Below are 17,714 nucleotides of genomic sequence, written 5' to 3'. Positions count from 1 at the left end.
ATAAACTTATGGACTCCATCGTCATACAGAACTTCCCCTCTTAGCACATCCTTCCCCATAGTGTCCTCCTAATCTGTATGATAATATATTAACCCATGGTTGTGTGCATTACTCACCTTGAACTCTGTCCTTACTGCAATAGGATAGCCCTCAAAGTGTGCGAGTACGACGAACCATACCCAAGGGTTGAGGCTCAATGTCAGTGCTGTGGTTACACAGTAAAGGATGTCCCCATGAACCTATCCAGAGAAGACTTTAAGCAGATCTTGGACAAGCTAGGTAGAAAACTCATAGGGGAAGTCTGCGTAGACGACAGATGTGCGTCGGAGAACGTCATAAAACTCCTTCAAGAGGGTAGCTATTCTGAGTACAGGTGCCTAGACTGCGGTGCTGAGTGGAACACAGACGAACTCAAAAGGGCCATAGATAGGGTTAAAAAGGTGCAAGCGCATCTTAAAAACGGCAACAGATTGCTTGACGTTCTTAAGGGTTGTGAAGGTGAATGCCCCCTGTGCGGATGGGATATAGGGCACCTACACTCGGGCTACAGCGTCCAGATCGAGTGCTTTGTGTGTGGATATCATAACCAAGTAGAAGAGATTATTCCGAACGTAGATCTTACAACCCTTGAATGTCCTGAGTACGAAAGGGCAGAGGAGCCAGGTTGAAGAATCCCTTTAAGGACCTAACAAGGTACATAGAGTGGAAGGAAAGGTTCTTAGAGGATTACGGTAAGATCCGGGAAGAAGACCTTAAAACCATCGAGGAAGATATAAGGGACCTTTTTCCAAACCCAGAAAGGCGTCTGCTTTTGGCCTTAAGGTCCATGTACTTGGGTGGTATGGAGAAAAGAGTAGAAGATGAGGAAATAAGACGCTGGACCAACTTTGCAGGTGTAGAGACCTACCGAACTTTTAACTCATTCCCTCATCTGTCAGATCTAGAGCTTGCCTTTGTCTTCTACGCCATAGGTAAGATCTTTGTACCCTTGCTATTACATGAGAGGGGCGTAAAGTCAGAAAGCTTCAAGAGGCTATCCAAGGAAGACCAGGAGAAGGCCGTCATGGACGAGCTTGACGTCATATGGGAAAACCACCTTATAAGAGTACTTCAGATTCTGCCTTACCTGGACTTGAATTCCACTAGTAACTGAAAGCCGTCCTTTTTTGGAACAGCCCTTACATCCCATCCGTGAAGCTGTGCTATGTTCTTCACCACAGAAAGACCTATGCCCATACCCTTTGGGTTTTCTGAATGGAAGGGTATAAAGATAACCTCCTCTTTCCCTTCTTCAATGCCAGGTCCATCGTCCAAGTATTCCATCCTGTCTTGAGAGATTCTTATCCATACTCTCTTAGCTCCCCATTCTAAGCTGTTGTTAAACAGGTTAAAAAGGAAGTCCCTAAGGAGGTTCTTGTCGGCGTAAACTTCTTTAGTACCTTCTATCTCTACCTCCAGGTTAGGATAGAACCTGGCTACATCCCTTATTACCTCTGCTATGTTTAGCTTTTCTACTTGTGGTTTCACCTCTACGGACATCTCTCTGAATCTGTCTACAAGCTCCTTTATTCTGTATATTTCTTCCATCATCATTCCTATGATCTCTTTAAGCTTTTGAACGTCTACTTTGCCACTCTCTAAAAGCCTTAGTATCCTTTCTAAACTTAGGGTTATGGGGGTAAGGGGATTCTTTATTTCGTGAGCTATCCTTTTGACAGCGTACTGCCAAGTTTTAAAACGCTCTGAAAGTATATAGGGGCTTACATCGTAAAAGATGTATATGCTTCCCGTGGCTAGTTGAAGCTTTTCCATACGTATGTGTTCCTCCAATGATAGATTTTTTAGCTGATCTTCCCTATCTATATTTTCTCCAAAGAGTTTTAAAAAGTACCTGTTTGAAAGTATTTTTCTTCCTTCCTGGTCAAAGTAGATTACAGCAACTGGAAGAGAGTTTATAAGTTCTTGAAGGGTTTGCCTTTCGTTGTCAAGCTTCTGATAGAGCTTTTTTAACTCTTCCTTCATCTTCTCTAAGGACCTTGAGAGTACTGCCATCTCCTCGTAAGGTGATACTTCACTAAAGCTTACCGAGAAGTCTCCCGAGGCTAGGGACTGAGCCTTTCTTGATATTCTCTCTAGGGGGGAGCTTATGTACCTAGCTATCATCTCCCCAAGCCAAACAGAAGCGAGAAGGCTAAGGAAGGTAGCAAGCACCAAGAAGAAGACGTAAACGCCGTTTATCACATCCCTTGATTTAGCGAGGTCTCTAAGGTCCTTCGAGTACTTGGATAATCTGCTTGCCAGCTCTATGAGATGTCTGTCCTTCTTTATTACTAGAGCATAGTCTTTTACACACAGTGTATAGGATTCAGTGTCTTCTCTATCTTGACAGGTTTTAACCTTGCTTATTCCTTGTATGTCTTCAAACAGAGATCTGTACCCTTCTGGAGTCTCTCCTCTGTTTATAGCGTCCTCAAAAAACACCCTATAGCTCTGAAGCTTCTTCTCCTCCTTCTGTTTTAGGTAGTAAAGTATACTCTCCGAATCTTTGGCCATTGCTTTGAGGCTTGAGGTTATAAAGGTCTTCGTGGACTGTATAAGGATAACGGCCGTGGCAAAGTTTAAAAAGAGCACAGGCAGTGACACGTACAAGAAGAGTAAGTTGGATACCTTTTTCTTTAGGCTTTTCTCTTCCTTCTGAAAGTAAGTTCTTATTAGCTTTCTGAAGAACATGAAGAAGAAGACAAAGAGGATAAGAAGATCCAGGTTTATTATCAGGAGTATGAGAGGATAACCTACTGTCCAGATTCTTCTGAGGTTGTCAAGAAGGGCTACGTTCGCAGCTACGAAGATGACCAGGAAAAGAAAGAAAAGGAGGTAGAGTTTCAAGCCATTCCCTTATCCTTTATATGTTGATGCTTTATCATCTCACCTTCTGTGTAGTATATGCTCATCTCAGCTATGTTTTCCGCATGGTCTGCCATCCTTTCTAGGTGTCTGGCTACAAAGGAAAGGTTTATGGCCCTCTTTATGTTCCTTGGATCTTCCATCACGTAGGTGATAAGCTCTCTCTCTAGCTGGTGGTAGAGCTCGTCTACCAGGTCATCTCTCTCAATGACCTTCTTTGCCAGTTCTACATCCTTCTGGAAGAAGCTTATGACGGCATCCTCTATCATGGTCTTCACGTGCTCCGCCATTAGGTTTAGGTTTACGTAAGGTTTTAAAGGTGGTTCCTGGGCCAACACTATGGATCTCTCGGCTATGTTTTCAGCCTCGTCCCCTATCCTCTCAAGGTCTGAGACTATCTTGTATATACCCATTATGAGCCTAAGGTCACTGGCCTCCGGTTGGTATAAGGCTACCATCCTTATGCACCTTTTCTCTATCTCTACTTCCATCTTGTCTATTTCGTCATCCCCCTTTATCACCTCCTGGGCTTTGTCAACATCTTGAGTGTTCAGGGACTGCATGGCCTTTTCAAGTGCAGACCTGGCCAAGCCCGCCATCCGTATGGTCATAGCCTTTACTTCTTCAAGCTCTTCCAAAAGCTTCATGCTAATTAATATAAACTAAAACTCTGTTTATTTTTGGTTAAGAAATCTTCCTTTCTTTATATGGTAAACTCTGTCGGCCAGTCTTTGTACTTGGTCCTTTAGGTGTGTAACCACCAGAGTAGGAATATGTAAAGATCTCTGGAAGTTCTTTAGCTCTTTCTCTAAAAGGATCGTCATGTCTTCGTCTAGGGAGGAAAAAGGTTCGTCAAGGAGCAGAACCTTAGGTTGACGCGCCAGTGCCCTTACCAATGCTATCCTTTGCTTCTGACCTCCCGAGAGGCTGTTAGGGTAAGCATCTCTGAGATTCCAAAGGTCTACCATCTTCAAGAGCTCTTCTACCCTTGAAGGATCCTTTATCTTCATGGCGTAAGCTACGTTTTCATACACGGTCATGTTTGGAAAGAGGGCATACTCCTGGAAGACAAAGCCTACCGATCTCTTGTAAGGTGGTATGTCTATACCCTTCTTTGTGTCTAACCACACCTCGCCGTTTACGTATATGTATCCTTCGTCGGCTTTTTCTAATCCTGCTATGAGTCTGAGTATGGTGGTCTTGCCACTGCCAGAAGGCCCGAATATTACAACTATCTCGTCGTTTACCTCAAGCTCCACCTCTAAGGTAAAATCTCCGTCTGAACCGCGGAGTCCTGTCTTCTTAAGGTAAGCCTTTATCATGGTCCCTTCGGTTTAGCATAAAAAGCAAGGCAAGGAGTGAAACAAAGGATACGGCTATAAGTATAGCCGAGTAGAGATGGGCTGTTCTGTAGTCTAGAGATTCTGTCGCATCGTAGATAGCTATGGATAGGGTGCGTGTCTGGCCTGGTATGTTTCCACCCACCATGAGCACTACACCAAACTCACCCATGGTGTGCACAAAGGAGAGTATAAGCCCAGCCAGTATGGCCGGCTTAGAGTTGGGAAGGATTACGTACCAGAGGGTTTGTAGGGGTGTCTTTCCAAGTGTGAGGCTTGCTTCTATGAGAACTCTAGGCACAGACCTAAACCCGCTCGTTAGGGAGTTTACCATCATAGGAAGGCTGAAGATGATGGAGGCTACGACTAGTCCTTCGAAGTGGAAGGCAAGCTGATGGCCAAAGAGCTTTTCCCAAAGTTCCCCAAAAGGTCCTCTTTTACCCATGAGTAAGAGAAGGTAAAAACCGAGTACTGTGGGCGGAAGCACCATCGGAAGGTTACACACTACCTCAAGGATGCGCGATACAAGGCCCTTCTTAAAGACTACAAAGTAGGCAATGGGTACGGAGATAGGAAGTAGAAGAAGGCTTGTAAGAAGGGAGAGTTTTACAGTCAGGTAGAAGGGCTCCCAGAAGGACTCCATGGTCTCTTTACGGCGTTTCAAAACCGTACTTCTTTAGTACCTGCTTTGCTTTGGGTTCAGCTACGAAGTTGTAGAACCTCATAGCGGCTTTTGAGCTGCTTCCGTACTTGGTCACTCCGTAACCTTGGACTATCCTCTCGTGAAGGTTTTCTGGAACTAGGTAGTACACGCCTACCTTTTGCATATTCGAAGACACAGCCAGGGAAAGGGGTATAAAGCCTATGTCTGCAGCTCCCGAGTATACGAAGCTGGCCGTTTGAGAGACGTTCTCACCGAGTACAAGCTTATCCCTAAGTCTTTCAAAGAGTCCAAGCTTCTCCATAACTTGCTTTGCAGCCCTTCCATAGGGAGCATGCTCCCAGTTGGCCACGGCTATCTTGTTGGCCTTCATAAGGACCTGGGGAAAGTCAGAGGGGTTGAGTCCAGAGTCCTTTTTGGTCCAGAGGACAAGCCTTCCCACGGCGTAAGGTTTTGGTCGCGTGACTATGTAACCCTCTCTGTACAGCTCCTCCACGTACTTCATGTCGGCGGAGAAGAAAAGATGGTAGGGTGCCCCACTCTTTATCTGAGCAGTGCCCTTACCGGAAGAGCCAAAGATAAGCTCTACCTTGTCCTCTGGGTTGGCTTGTTCGTACAGCTCGGTTACTTCCTTCAGGGCGTACTGAAGGTCTGCAGCTGCGAACACCCTTATGACCTCCGCTTTAGCAAAGGCAGACAAAAGCAGTAGGAAAAAAAGCAACTTCTTCATGTTGACACCTCCTTAAAACTCTTCCATCTGAGGCCTGGTATTTGCTCAACGCTTTGTTTGTAAGACTTACTCCTTAACAGCTCGAGAAAGGTCGCAAACCTTCTGTCCTTCTCCATACCTTCAGGGTAAACGATGCAGTAGTCTTTTCTCCTTATCGTGTAGAAGCTGAGCCCTTCCATGACAGATAGGGGTTTTATGGAAATGGCTACATGGCCAAGGTTGTTTATAAGGGCCTTTATGAGTTCCCTGTGACCACCCTTGAACTCCCTTATTTTTATGTTTGCAGGACGCTTCTCTATAATTTCAAAAGTAGTCCATGACCCTGATCCCTTCTCCTTGACAAGCCACACGAGGTTAGGTTTCCTAAAGTCCTCCGTGTAAGCTAAGCCCTCCTCCCACTCAAAAAGACACATTACCCTGTAACCTTTTCCTAGGAGATCCCTTACAACCTTGAAGTTTTCCTCCAAAGACCCCAGATGAACACCCGCCATGTGAACCAGGCCCTTCCTTAAAAGCTCAAGAGCCCCTAGACTGTGTGAGTACAAGGGTATTAACCTTATCCCCTTAGGGTAAAGACTCTGATGGAGTGAAGATACAAAAGGGTCGCACGTGGCTATAGTTAGGCTAAAAAGGCTTTTAGATTTTTCTTTCCACAAGACACTCTCGCCCTCCACTTGGCCGTCTGGCTCCACATAGTGATGTAAGGAGGACAAGGGGTATAATACGATCCTGTCTTCTACCTTGGCGCTGACAAAGGGCCCTCTTAGCCCTTCCGTGAAGGAGACTACGGGTTCATTACCAAAAAGGTCCTCCACAGAAACGCCCAGAGCCCTGGCTATCCTTATGGCATGCTCCACCGAAGGGTTTACTTTGCCAGACTCTATGGCGCTTATAGTAGTCCTGGGTATACCGCATATGGAAGAAAGCTCCTCCTGGCTAAGGCCTTTGGACAGTCTAACTTCTTTTACCCTGTTCACGACGATATATTATACAAGTCTGACGAAATATTGTCAGGTAGGTATAAGCTCTACGAAGGTTACCAATCTTTGCTGGGTTTTATCCCTCCTGTAGGAAGGAAAACGTTCAGAGCATATGCTGCAGATGTCCATGTGGACGAGAGACTTCACCCCCAACTTGATAAGCCTTTTTCTAGCCTCTAGAGCTGTGTCCAAGTAGAAGTGTAAATTTCTGTAGAAGATGCTTTCAAACATACTCTTAAACTCTTCACCAACCTGGTAACAGCACGCTTTGGCAGAAGGTCCTATAAAGGCAAAGGTTGGTTTTGAGCCTTCAAGCTCAGAAAAGATTGTGTGAGCCTTCTCCAGTATACCTTTGTGTAGACCCCTCCACCCTGCGTGGATAACACCTACCGTCTTTTCCCCCACCAGGACTACAGGAACACAATCAGCCGTCCTTACCCCTATCTTTATCCCCGGCCTCTGGGTTATGATAGCATCCCCTTCGCCTACTCCATCTTTCTCAAGCACCAGAACTTTATCTGAATGTATTTGTTTAGGAACCTGAACTTCATCTTCAGGTGTGTGGATCTTAAGACCTACTAAGGCTCTTCCCACGCGGAGAGAAAACATCAAAGACGTTTTGCCTTCTGTGATGTCTTTTCTATGCATTCCATCACTATCCCAGAAAAACCCCTCTCCTCAAGGACCTTTATACCTTCTATGGTGATACCGGCGGGAGAAGCCACCTTTGCTATCCACTCTTCTGGGTGTCCACCCATACTCTTTAGAAGCTCGCAACTTCCCAATATGGTGTCTATGACTATACTCTTGGCAAGCTCGTAAGAAAACCCTTCCCTAACACCAGCCAGCGACAGAGCTGAAATGAACTTAAACACGAAGGCAGGGCCAGAGCCGGCTATAGCTGTAAAAGAGTCCATCATGCCTTCTTCTATAGGATAAAGACTGGCGCAGGAGGAGAAGCTTTTTAGGAAAAACTCCTTCTCGTACTCTGTAAGGTTTTCCCCAAAGACGTAAGCCATAACTCCTTTTCCCACAAGCACGTTTATGTTGGGCATAGTTCTTATTATCTTCTTGTCATGGCCTACTAGCTGGTACAGCCTATCCAAGGTAAGACCTGCTACTATACTGATGAGGACTCTATCCCCTAGGTCTAAGTCTGTGAGCACACTCGGAACATCCTTTGGTTTTACAGCAAGCAGCACGAAGTCCGAGTTTGCCAGCATGAACTTAAGATCCTTTGCAACACCAAAGCCTTCCTCAAGGGCCTTCATGCTCTTTTCCTGAGACACATCGTAAACAATCACATCACTAAAGTGCTTTTTAACGGCCCTTGCTATGGCAGAGCCCATGTTTCCAAAGCCTATAACACCTAGCCTCATGAAGACAAACTCCTAATTCTATCTTCTTTTTCTACAATCCTTGTTATTCTAACGCCAAATCTTTCCTCTACTATCACTATCTCTCCTTTTGCTAGAAGTTTACCGTTTACATATATATCCACAGGTTCATCCACATTTCTGTTTAGCTCTACTACAGAGCCAGGAACAAGACTCAAAAGCTCACCTATGGTGAGTGTAGTAGAACCTATTACCACCTCCACCTTCAGAGGTATGTCTAAAAGTCTCTTAAGTTCTTGAGTAACATCTCTTTTCTCCTTTTCTTCCCTCTGTGATTGTCGTACTTGCTGTTGCTCTTTTATCGCTTCTTCCCACGTACTTGCCAGGTTTTCTGGTTTTTCCTCTTCTAGCATATCAATCCTCCAAAAACTTTAAGAATTTAAAGGCCTTTTTGTTGCTCACCTGACCTAAGAAAACGAGCATCTTCGTGATACCTTCTACACGAGCTTCAAGGGGTGATCTTACACTATTATCCAAGATTATTATAGTATCGCCAGCTTTCCAGAGAAGAACATCTTCCAACGACACGTTAGTGCTTCCAAGTACTACCTCCACATTTACAGGTATATTCACCAAGCTTTTTATAAGCTTGTCTTCATATTGTGTATCTTTATGCTGTCCACCCTTGAGCAACCCTTCGAAAGGTTCTATAGCTGCTTTTGGTATAGCAAGGTAAACAAAGCTTTCGTTTCCTTCTACGTTAATGACCAAGCGTGAAAGGAAGATTTTCTCCTTTGGTTTTGCTGGCATTAGCAGTATCGGTTCTGATTCTATACGAAGGAGTTCTATATCAACTTTTATTATTGAACTCATAGCTGTTTTAAGTTCATCTATAAGAATTTTGCAGAGCTTTTGTATTATTCTAAGCTCCACACGAGTAAACTCTTTCCCTTCTATCTTAGAAGGTTTTGCAGAGCCACCAAATACTAAACTAACTACCATATAAACCAGTTTAGGATCCAATATAAGATAAAGATTCTCTCTTAAAGGATGTGCAGAAAGTACAGCTATAGCGGAAGGTGTTGGAAGACTATCTAGGAAGTCGAAAAACTTAACTACCTGTGTATCTTCCTTATAGACATTTGTCAATGTTACTATTATGGGCATAAGAGACCTTCTAAGATTGTTTGCCCATCGTTCAACGATAAGCTCAAGACCTGGAAGCTTACTAACGCTTATTTTTTCAAACAGAGACAGGTCAAGGGGTCTTACACCTTTTACCTCTTTGGGTGTTACGTGGACTTCCTTCCCAAGGGACTGGAGTATGAGGTTGACTTCTTCCTGACTTAGGATTTGATCAGACATGTTATGTGTTACTCCTTAACCAGCTTTTTATAAGCTTGGTTGTAGCTTCTGGATTATCTTTAACTGCTTTGGCCACTATTTCGATAACTTCTATCTCTTTAGCTTTGTACCTAAGCTCTTCTACTCCTTTGACCTCTTCTAAGGGTGGTACACTAACAGGTGTTTCTTTAGGAGCTTTCCTTAATCTCTTCAAAGCTGTAAAAACTACCACAAGGACAATAAAAGAGAACAAGGACAACAGTAAGATTGGTATTAAGTTCTTCATTCTTTCTTCTAACGATACCTGAGATACTTCAGGCTTCCTAAAAGGCCATGCCTCTACGGTTATCACGTCCCCCCTGTTTGGATCAAGACCTACTGCTGCAGATACTATATTCTTTATCTTGTTTACATCTATATTCTTTATATCAGAGTTAACTATAACACCTACGCTTAGCCTTTTAATCTTCAAAGAGGGACCTTGTGTATACACTTCCTTCTTGCTAACTTCATAATTGGTAATAGTATCACTCTTTTCTGACAATACCTGTCCTTGTCCAGTTATAGCTCCAGTCCCGGGTGGTATGTTAGATTGGGCACCTGGAACACCCCCTACTCCACCACTTATCACCCTTTCCTTCTTTTTCTGCTGACTTACAACGGCGGTCATATCAGGGTCGTATATCTCCTCCTTTGTCTGCGTTTGGCTAAGATCTAAGTCTGCAGAGACTTTTACCTTTACGGATCCAGGTCCCAACGCTTCTTCTAAAGCATTTTGGACTTTTTTCTCTAAGCTTTTTTCAAACTCAAGCTTTATTTTAAGCTCCTTATCAGTGAGATTATTTAGCTTGTCTTCCTCTACCATAGCCGTAAGGTCGTTACCCCTGTCGTCTATCACTACAACATTTTTGGATTTTAGATTGGGTACACTCGCCGCTACCAGGTTCCTTATGGCCTTGACTTGCTCTGGCGTTAGCTCATAGCCAGGCTTTAACTTAACAAAAACGCTTGCCGAAGGTTCTTCTTCCTCCCTCGCAAATATGGACTTTTCCGGTAGAGCTATGTTCACCTTAGCACTGTCAACAGCAGATATACCCATTATGGTTCTAGCAAGCTCCCCCTCTACGGCCCTTTTGAAGTTTATTCTTTGCTGGAAATCCGAAAGAAAGAGGTCCTTCTGGTCAAAGAGTTCATAACCCACTATACCTTTGTTGGGTATACCCTTCGCGGCCAGCTTTAGCCTTACATCTTTGACCTTATCCTCTGGGATGTAGACGCTTCTTCCATCCTTCCCTATCTGGTACTTTATACCTTCCTTATCCAGCTCCAGGAGGATGGCCTTCATATCTTCTTCTGAAAGTCCTGAGTACAAAAGGCTATAGCTTGGAGAGGCAGTGTAGAGGATAATACTGAGCAATAGACCTAAAGCTACTAATGGAACTCCTACAACAAGAATCTTCTGGCGGAGAGACAGCTGTAAAAACCTTTCCTTCAGCTGCTCTAGCTGCTCCTTTAAAGGCATGGTTTATATTTGCATTCTGCTTAGCTCTTGAAAGGCATCCAGCAGCTTATTCCTGACCTGAATGAGTAACTGTAGGGCTACGTTTGCCTTTTCAAACTCCAGGACCATAGTATGTAGGGGCACATCCTCTCCCTTCAGTACAGCCTCCTTTATACTCTCGGCTTTTTTCTGTTGAGCGTCTACCCAGAGTAGAAAGTCCTTAAAGCTTTCTAATGGTCCCCCATCATTGGTCTTTTGCTTATCATACACAGGTGAAAAGCCGTTTAAGGGTTTTATTTCCATAACTCTATAGTCCTCTGTGCTATGTCTTTAGTTGTAGAGAATGCATTTAGGTTTGCTTCATAGCTTCTCATGGCTGAGATCATGTCTACCATCTCCTTTACCACTTCCACGTCTGGCATGGCTACGTATCCCTTCTGATCCGCCCTAGGGTTCTGCGGGTCATAAATGAGTCTTAAAGGTTGGTTTGACTCTCTTATCTGGACAACCTTTACAGGCACGTAGCCCTTCTGAAGCAGGTAAGGATCCTCTTGTGCCTCAAATACCACTTCAAGCTTTCTGAAGGGACGGTTTCCAGGAAGATAAGATTCAAAGTTTGCTATGTTGGAGGCTATCACGTTCATCCTTATCCTTTGGGCGTACATACCTGAAGCCGAAACTTCAAAGGCTCTAAAGAGATCTACCATCATCTGCCCTCCCTTATTATACTGAGGAGTTCTTGGGCTGAAGAGCTGGCCATACGCATGTAGACTTCGTAGGCTATTCGGTTTTGAGTAAGCTTGGCCATTTCCTCTTCTATGCTTACATTGTTAAAGTCGTTGCCTACGAGGGTCCTTTGGATTTCGAAGACTCTAAAGCTCTTACCGCTCTGACCCTCCATGTGAAGAGGTCTTGTAACCTTCAGAGGAAGTGTATCTTTGTCTACATTAAACACGACATCCTTTGCCCTGTAGTTGGGCGTGTCTGCGTTTGCTATGTTGCTGAGGATCACCTTATGCCTCGTCCATGTATAATCTAGGTAAGGCTTAAGCTTTTCTATTCCATCGAAGATATCCATCCTTACCCCCACAGTTCCCTTATGATCCTACCTATAATATTATCCGTCTTTTTGGCTTCGTTTACAACCCAGTTCAAGTTCTCTTTATCGTTAGTGATGGAGGATATGTAGGCGAGTTTGTAAGCCACTATCCAGTAAAGGGTATCCTCCTGAGCCTTCTGTAGATATTCTTTGTAGTAAACTTTTGCCCTATTGTAATCTTTTTTATCTTCGTAGATTTCACCAAGCGTAAGAAGAGCCAAGGGTGCGTACCCTTCCAGTCTCTCTGTAAGAGAACCCTTCAGAGCTTCCAGCAAGTAGTCCTCTCTTCTTCTGTAGAGTCCGAGTATAAACAGGGCTTCCCTTCTGTCGTCATCCTTTAAGTCCTTTAAAACTTCTTCTATCAACTTCAGCCCTTCCTCTTTACCCTGAAGAAGTTGTACCTGTCCATAAAAGAAGCTCTTTAGTGGCTCCTGTAGTAAGTTTATAAGATAGTAAGCTTCTTGAGCTCCAAAGTAGACGCCTGCCCTTGCGAACTTTTCAGCACCTAGCAGGTTTACACACTTACCGTTGCTTGCCTTCAAAAGTTCAAGCAGAAAAGCTCCATCCTTAGGTGAGTAGGGGTCTAGCTTAGAATATTCATTAAAAAGCTTGATATATAGTTCCTTTAGATCTGCTTTTATATGGGATAGGGTAACCTCATCAACCCTTTGCGCTGGAAACATTTTGAAAATGTCCGAGCTTAGAATTTTTCTTTCTTTAATAGAGTAGTAATAGATACCGAGGAGTGCAGGAATAGAAAGATCGCTACTACTGTTTATCCATATAACCTTCGTCAAAGAATCTTTGTAGTTAGGTAAGTACTTTTCTACAAAACCGTCATAAGCCCAAAGCTGGTAGTACAAAAGGGAAACCACCGGGTTAAAGAGGGAATAATCTTCAATCAGCTTGTATAGTCTTTCTTTCGCCTCTATGTAATTTTTGGTCTTTAAGTGTATGAGGGTAAGGTAGTAATCGGAAAACAGAGAGTAAGTTTTGTAGATGTCTACCCTGCTTAACACTTCAAAGGACTGTAAAGCTTCCTTCCATCTTTCTGTAAGAGCGTAGGCTGCAGCCTGCCTGTAGAGGAAGTCTGGATCCTGTCCTAACTGTGCTTTCATAGATCTTGCAAGGCTTAGGTTTTCCAAAGTAGAGGTATAGTTGCCAAGGTTAAACTCGTAAAAGCCTTTTACAAGGTAGTACAGGTATCCTTCTTCCTTTAAGTTTTCGGGTTTAACATGATTTAAAAGCTCATAGTTGTAACTTTTACCTTGTGAGGCTTCTGCATAGAGGGCTTTAAGCAGGTAAACTGGGTTTGAACTGTCTTTATAGAGCTTCATAAAAACTTCAAAGGCTCTTTCATAGAAGCCGAGCAGCAGATAGGATTCTCCTACAAAGTCATCCTTAAGTAGAAGGTAGTTTGGATTTTTGTAGTGGTAAGTGTACATGTTAAGATAGGCTATGGAAGAAAAGACACCTTCCTTGTTGCCTGTACGATAAGAAAGAAGAGTGTACGTTTTACCCAAATAAAGGTAGGCAAGCTCTCCGTAAGGACCCTTTTTATCAAAGGAGTAGGCCATGGAAAAATCTATGAGTGCGTTCTTAAAGTTCCCTATTTGAAGATTTTGATAGCCCGATTGGAAGTACCTTTGTGCAAGCTTTTCATCCCTTTTGTTTAGACTATCCGAGAAGGAAAGGCCAAGGGTAAGCAAAAGTAGGACTATTTTAATAAGATGTACGTAGCCAGCTTCTAAGGAAATTCTTTCTAAACTCTTCAAACCTACTCTCCTCTATGGATCTTCTTATGTCTTCCATGAGCCTGTGGTAGAACCTTAGGTTGTGAATGGTGTTTAGGATATAGGCGCTTATCTCTTCTGCTTTGTAAAGGTGTCTAAGGTAGGCCCTAGAAAAGTTACTGCATGTGTAGCAATCGCAATTGGGATCTGGTGGATCATAGTCCTTTTCATATATCTTGCTCTTTATGTTTATCCTTCCCTGGCTTGTGAAGAGGGTACCCGTCCTTGCCATCCTGGTGGGGGCCACGCAGTCGAACATGTCTACGCCGCTTGCTACAGCTTCCACTATGTCTTCTGGTAACCCTACGCCCATAAGATATCTTGGCTTATCCCATGGGAGTACACTACACACTACCCTCGTTATCCTGTACATCTCCTCTTTGGGTTCGCCCACAGACAGACCACCTATGGCATAACCGAATAGGTCTCTCTCCATGGACATGTATGCGGACTCAAGTCTTAGATCCTCGTACACGGAACCCTGTACTATGGCAAAGAGTACCTGGTCTTCCCTTCTTTTTACCCTTATACTCCTGTCTAGCCATCTTATGGTGAGTTCTACAGCCTCTTTGGCTCTTGCGTAGGTGGTAGGATACTCTATACACACATCCAGGGGCATGATTATGTCTGCTCCTAACGCCTCTTCTATCTGCACTACCTTCTCTGGAGTGAAGAAGTGTCTGTCACCAGAGAGGTGATCCTTGAACTCAACCCCTTCCTCTAGAACTTTCACGCTGGATCTTTTGTCATTCCTTTCTCTTGACAAAGAAAAAACCTGAAAGCCGCCGCTGTCTGTGAGTATGGGTTTGTGCCATCCTATGAACCTGTGAAGGCCTCCCGCACCTTCTACGACTTCAACTCCAGGTCTAAGGTACAGATGGTAGGTGTTTCCCAATATGATCTGAGCTCCTACCTCTTCAAGAAGCGAGGGTATCATGGCTTTAACTGTTCCCTGAGTGCCTACTGGCATAAAGACGGGTGTCTTTATAACACCGTGAGGTGTAACGAGCTCACCAAGTCTAGCACTACCATCCGATTTTAAGACCCTAAAGGAGAACATGTTTCACAGATCCTCTCCGAGGAAGCCTCTTATGGAGCAGTAGCCTTCCTCTGTGACTATTATATGATCCAGAAGGACAAAGCCCATGATGTCGCAAGCTTTCTTTACCCTTTTTGTAAACTCTATATCCTCCCTTGAGGGTCTTGCCTCGCCCTTTGGGTGGTTGTGTACCAAGATTATAGCGTAAGCGCCCCTCTTTATAGCTCCGTAGAGTATGTCTTTAGGCTCGGCGTGTAGGGTGTTCATCCTTCCTATGGCTACAAGGTCATAACCTATCACCCTATGAGTTGGAGTAAGGTGTATGGCTATCAAGTGTTCTCTTCTGTCGTCCACCTTGTCTTTTACAAATCTGTAGACGTCCTCCGGACTCCGTATCTTTACACCGTTGTAGGGATCTTTTGACCTCTTTAGGAGCTCGGCTATGGCTTTCACTTGGCAGGCCTTTGCTAGACCAAGACCCTTTATCCTCTGAGAGAGCTCTTGTACACTCATGGAGGCTATGTTTTCCCAGCCTAGCTCTAAAATCCTCTCGGCGAGGGAAAGAACATCCAGATCCTTGGTGCCAGACACCAAGATGATAGCTAAGAGCTCTGCTTCTTCAAGGGCCTGCGATCCGTGGTTTATAAGCCTCTCCCTCGGTCTTTGCTCCTCAGGAAGCTCCCTGAGTTTCTTCAGTCTTCTGTACATGTCTGCTTACCATTACTTTTACTATCCTCCTGCTGTCTACCTGGAGTATTTTAAAGCTTAGCTCACCTATGCGTACCTCCTCCCACTTTTTTGGAATCCTCTTGAGGTGGTACAGGATGTACCCACCTAGAGTGTCGTACGGGCCGTCTTTTAGCCTGACGCCCACCACCCTCATAAACGTGTCTAGGTCTACAGAGGCGTTCATTACCCATTTGTCCTTTTCTACCTCCTGGATCTCTACTTCCTCTTCGTACTCTGCAAAGCCTTCAAAGAGCTTTCTGACTATGTGGTCCAATGTGACTATCCCTATGAGGTTTCCCCTCTCATCTACCACAGCTCCCATCTTTACGTGAGAGCTGTAGAACTTAAAGAGCACATCTCTTATACTTAAGAACTCCACGAAGTATTCTATGGGTCTTATGTACCTTTTTATTATTTCGTGTGGATCCCTTCCCAGAAGGTCGTATATTTCCACATAGCCTATAAGCTCGTCAACCCTTCCTTTGTATACAGGGAGCCTTTTACATCCGCTCTCTTTCATCTTCCTTATGGCCTGCTCTACAGTGGTTTCTTCTTCCAGTAGGACTGTAGAGAATATGGGTCTGGCTATCTCTGAAACCATGGCGTCCTTAGTTTCAAGGAGCTTGATGGCCAGGTTAAATCTTTCCCTATCTTCCAGGTTTTTAAGCATCTCCAAGATTTGCCTTCTGTTTATACTTTCCTTGAAGAACTTACCAAGAAGATCGGAAACCCTCCTGCTTACTAACCTCGACAAGGTGAGCACAGGAGCTAGAATCTTTTTTAGCCTGTACAGGATGAATAGACTTGGAACGAGAAGCCTATCTGCATACCTCTGGAAGAGGCTTTTGGGTATTATCTCCCCAAAGGTAAGGGTAAAGACCACAAGGCTTAAGGAGAAGACCACCTCTAGACCTTTTATAAAGGGTATAAGATCCGACAGGGATAGAACGACAAGCGTGTAGAAGGTTGAGGCGAAAACTATACTGACTGTGTAACCTAGCATGGTCAGGGTTATGTAGTCCTCTGGGTTTTCGTGAAAATCTCTAAGGAAGTTATAACCAAGTTTTTTGTACATGGCCTGAACTCTGCCTCTGTCTACGCTCACCAAGGCTATCTCAGACCCAGCAAAGAAAGCCTCCAAGAGTATGAAGAATAGTACGCCAAGGAGAAAACCAACTACTTCCATCCTACCACCAACCTATCCTGACCTGAAAGGTCCTTGTAGACCTCTACTCTAAAGCCTTCCTTCTCAAAGAGCTTCCTAACTACCTTACCCTGATCATGTCCTATCTCAAGGGCAAAGAATCCTCCTTCCTTCAGATGCTTACCTACCTCTTTGGAAAACCTCTCGTAGAACTCCGTGCCCTTCTCTCCACCTATCAGAGAAAGATAGCCCTCTTTTCTTACTTTAGGATCCAGCTTTTCCCACATGCGTTTTGGTATGTATGGAGGGTTGGAAACTACAAAGTCAAATACCATATCCTTTACCGGCTCAAACATATCTCCGAGCACCAAAAAGAGTCTGTCTTGGACTCCGTACCTTTGAGCGTTCTTCCTAGCAAGCTCTATAGCCTTCTGTTGCACATCGCTTGCGTACATCCTAAGCCTTGGCCTTTCCAACAGTAAAGATATGCTTATGCATCCTGTCCCCACACCTATTTCAAAGCCCAGGAGATCCTTGTCCTTTTCAAGAAGGGAAAGGACCTTCTCCACGAGGAGTTCTGTTTCAGGCCTTGGTATTAGGATTCCCTCTTCCACTTTGAAGGTTCTTCCCATAAAGTCCCACTCGCCTATAAGGTACTGTAAGGGCAACTCTTCTAGGGCTTCGAGCATACTCATGTACTTTTGGACTATTTCCTGCGGGACCTCTTCTTCCATAAGAAGGTAGACATCAGCGGGTCTTTTGCTCAGAAGGTGTGCCAGCAGGAGCTGTCTGTCCCTTTGGGAGCCCTTGTTCAGACTTAACAGGTCCTTTACCTTCATTCTCAAACACAGACTTCTTGGAGGGATAAAGGAGGTTCAATAGTATGGCCAGGGCCACTATAAAAAGGCCAAGCCACAGGGTCATCTTGGTCAGTATAGTGTCTACACCTCCAGGTCCGAAGGCTCCTTGTCCCATACCTCCGAAGGCAGTCCCTACGTCCGACCCACCCCTTTGTACCAACACCACCAGTATTAAAAATAGGCACGATATTATAAAGAGCACAAGCAAAAAGTAGTACATGGGTATGATTATATCTTGATTTATAATCTTGCC

At 44.3% G+C, this 17,714-nt stretch carries 22 protein-coding genes; 2 read left to right on the top strand and 20 right to left on the bottom strand.

Annotation, left to right across the window (positions count from 1 at the left end; genetic code table 11):
- Nucleotides 1-95 precede the first annotated feature (95 nt).
- Complete coding sequence (locus B5444_RS05305; protein ID WP_079654187.1) at nt 96-668, top strand: hypothetical protein; 573 nt, start codon at nt 96-98, stop codon at nt 666-668.
- Complete coding sequence (locus tag B5444_RS05300; protein WP_079654186.1) at nt 665-1,153, top strand: DUF3467 domain-containing protein; 489 nt, start codon at nt 665-667, stop codon at nt 1,151-1,153. Before B5444_RS05305 ends, B5444_RS05300 begins: the two co-directional genes overlap by 4 nt.
- On the opposite strand, the gene B5444_RS05295 is transcribed toward B5444_RS05300, so the two are convergent.
- From B5444_RS05295 to secG, 20 genes are read right to left on the bottom strand one after another with little or no spacing between them, the layout of a single operon-like run.
- Complete coding sequence (locus B5444_RS05295; protein WP_079654185.1) at nt 1,123-2,886, bottom strand: sensor histidine kinase; 1,764 nt, start codon at nt 2,884-2,886, stop codon at nt 1,123-1,125. The genes B5444_RS05300 and B5444_RS05295 overlap by 31 nt on opposite strands.
- The gene (gene phoU, locus B5444_RS05290; protein ID WP_079654184.1) at nt 2,883-3,551 is read right to left on the bottom strand and encodes a phosphate signaling complex protein PhoU; all 669 of its coding nucleotides are present in this window, start codon (nt 3,549-3,551) and stop codon (nt 2,883-2,885) included. Before phoU ends, B5444_RS05295 begins: the two co-directional genes overlap by 4 nt.
- Nucleotides 3,552-3,578: 27 nt before the next feature.
- Nucleotides 3,579-4,226, bottom strand: a complete 648-nt coding sequence (locus B5444_RS05285; protein ID WP_079654183.1) for an ATP-binding cassette domain-containing protein — start codon at nt 4,224-4,226, stop codon at nt 3,579-3,581.
- A complete protein-coding gene (gene modB / locus B5444_RS05280) occupies nt 4,207-4,887 on the bottom strand; it encodes a molybdate ABC transporter permease subunit (protein ID WP_079654182.1) in 681 nt (226 codons plus the stop codon). The genes B5444_RS05285 and modB overlap by 20 nt, the downstream gene beginning before the upstream one ends.
- A 7-nt stretch (nt 4,888-4,894) precedes the next feature.
- A complete protein-coding gene (modA, locus tag B5444_RS05275) occupies nt 4,895-5,635 on the bottom strand; it encodes a molybdate ABC transporter substrate-binding protein (protein WP_079654181.1) in 741 nt (246 codons plus the stop codon).
- Nucleotides 5,632-6,612: a helix-turn-helix domain-containing protein gene (locus B5444_RS05270; RefSeq protein WP_079654180.1), complete on the bottom strand. Its 981-nt coding sequence runs from the start codon at nt 6,610-6,612 to the stop codon at nt 5,632-5,634. The genes modA and B5444_RS05270 overlap by 4 nt, the downstream gene beginning before the upstream one ends.
- Before the next feature lie 33 nt (nt 6,613-6,645).
- Nucleotides 6,646-7,263, bottom strand: a complete 618-nt coding sequence (locus tag B5444_RS05265) for a purine nucleoside phosphorylase YfiH/LACC1 family protein (protein ID WP_231967096.1) — start codon at nt 7,261-7,263, stop codon at nt 6,646-6,648.
- Complete coding sequence (gene proC / locus B5444_RS05260) at nt 7,224-7,994, bottom strand: pyrroline-5-carboxylate reductase (protein WP_079654178.1); 771 nt, start codon at nt 7,992-7,994, stop codon at nt 7,224-7,226. Before proC ends, B5444_RS05265 begins: the two co-directional genes overlap by 40 nt.
- Complete coding sequence (gene fliN / locus B5444_RS05255) at nt 7,991-8,365, bottom strand: flagellar motor switch protein FliN (RefSeq protein WP_079654177.1); 375 nt, start codon at nt 8,363-8,365, stop codon at nt 7,991-7,993. Before fliN ends, proC begins: the two co-directional genes overlap by 4 nt.
- 1 nt (nt 8,366) lies before the next feature.
- Nucleotides 8,367-9,317 (bottom strand): flagellar motor switch protein FliM, encoded by a 951-nt coding sequence (locus B5444_RS05250; RefSeq protein ID WP_079654176.1) that lies wholly within the window; start codon nt 9,315-9,317, stop codon nt 8,367-8,369.
- Nucleotide 9,318: 1 nt separating this feature from the next.
- A complete protein-coding gene (fliF, locus tag B5444_RS05245) occupies nt 9,319-10,818 on the bottom strand; it encodes a flagellar basal-body MS-ring/collar protein FliF (protein ID WP_079654175.1) in 1,500 nt (499 codons plus the stop codon).
- Between the two features lie 3 nt (nt 10,819-10,821).
- Nucleotides 10,822-11,100, bottom strand: coding sequence for a flagellar hook-basal body complex protein FliE (gene fliE / locus B5444_RS05240; RefSeq protein ID WP_079654174.1), 279 nt, complete (start codon nt 11,098-11,100; stop codon nt 10,822-10,824).
- A complete protein-coding gene (flgC, locus tag B5444_RS05235; RefSeq protein WP_231967095.1) occupies nt 11,091-11,507 on the bottom strand; it encodes a flagellar basal body rod protein FlgC in 417 nt (138 codons plus the stop codon). The genes fliE and flgC overlap by 10 nt, the downstream gene beginning before the upstream one ends.
- The gene (gene flgB, locus B5444_RS05230; RefSeq protein ID WP_231967093.1) at nt 11,504-11,887 is read right to left on the bottom strand and encodes a flagellar basal body rod protein FlgB; all 384 of its coding nucleotides are present in this window, start codon (nt 11,885-11,887) and stop codon (nt 11,504-11,506) included. Before flgB ends, flgC begins: the two co-directional genes overlap by 4 nt.
- Entirely contained in the window at nt 11,878-13,671 is a 1,794-nt protein-coding gene (locus B5444_RS05225) for a tetratricopeptide repeat protein (RefSeq protein WP_079654171.1), read from the bottom strand. Before B5444_RS05225 ends, flgB begins: the two co-directional genes overlap by 10 nt.
- Nucleotides 13,619-14,749: a tRNA guanosine(34) transglycosylase Tgt gene (gene tgt / locus B5444_RS05220; RefSeq protein WP_079654170.1), complete on the bottom strand. Its 1,131-nt coding sequence runs from the start codon at nt 14,747-14,749 to the stop codon at nt 13,619-13,621. Before tgt ends, B5444_RS05225 begins: the two co-directional genes overlap by 53 nt.
- Before the next feature lie 3 nt (nt 14,750-14,752).
- Complete coding sequence (gene radC, locus B5444_RS05215; protein ID WP_079654169.1) at nt 14,753-15,436, bottom strand: RadC family protein; 684 nt, start codon at nt 15,434-15,436, stop codon at nt 14,753-14,755.
- Nucleotides 15,399-16,643: a hemolysin family protein gene (locus B5444_RS05210; RefSeq protein WP_079654168.1), complete on the bottom strand. Its 1,245-nt coding sequence runs from the start codon at nt 16,641-16,643 to the stop codon at nt 15,399-15,401. Before B5444_RS05210 ends, radC begins: the two co-directional genes overlap by 38 nt.
- Nucleotides 16,634-17,440, bottom strand: coding sequence for a peptide chain release factor N(5)-glutamine methyltransferase (prmC, locus tag B5444_RS05205; protein WP_079654167.1), 807 nt, complete (start codon nt 17,438-17,440; stop codon nt 16,634-16,636). The genes B5444_RS05210 and prmC overlap by 10 nt, the downstream gene beginning before the upstream one ends.
- Nucleotides 17,349-17,681 carry a preprotein translocase subunit SecG gene (secG, locus tag B5444_RS05200; protein WP_079654166.1) on the bottom strand — a complete coding sequence of 111 codons (333 nt, stop codon included), beginning with the start codon at nt 17,679-17,681 and terminating at the stop codon, nt 17,349-17,351. The genes prmC and secG overlap by 92 nt, the downstream gene beginning before the upstream one ends.
- Between the last annotated feature and the right edge of the window lie 33 nt (nt 17,682-17,714).

It is taken from the genome of Thermocrinis minervae, from assembly GCF_900142435.1.
Lineage (GTDB): Bacteria > Aquificota > Aquificia > Aquificales > Aquificaceae > Thermocrinis_A > Thermocrinis_A minervae.
Note: the sequence above shows the minus strand (reverse complement) of the source record. Positions and strands in the feature narration are given on the sequence as shown.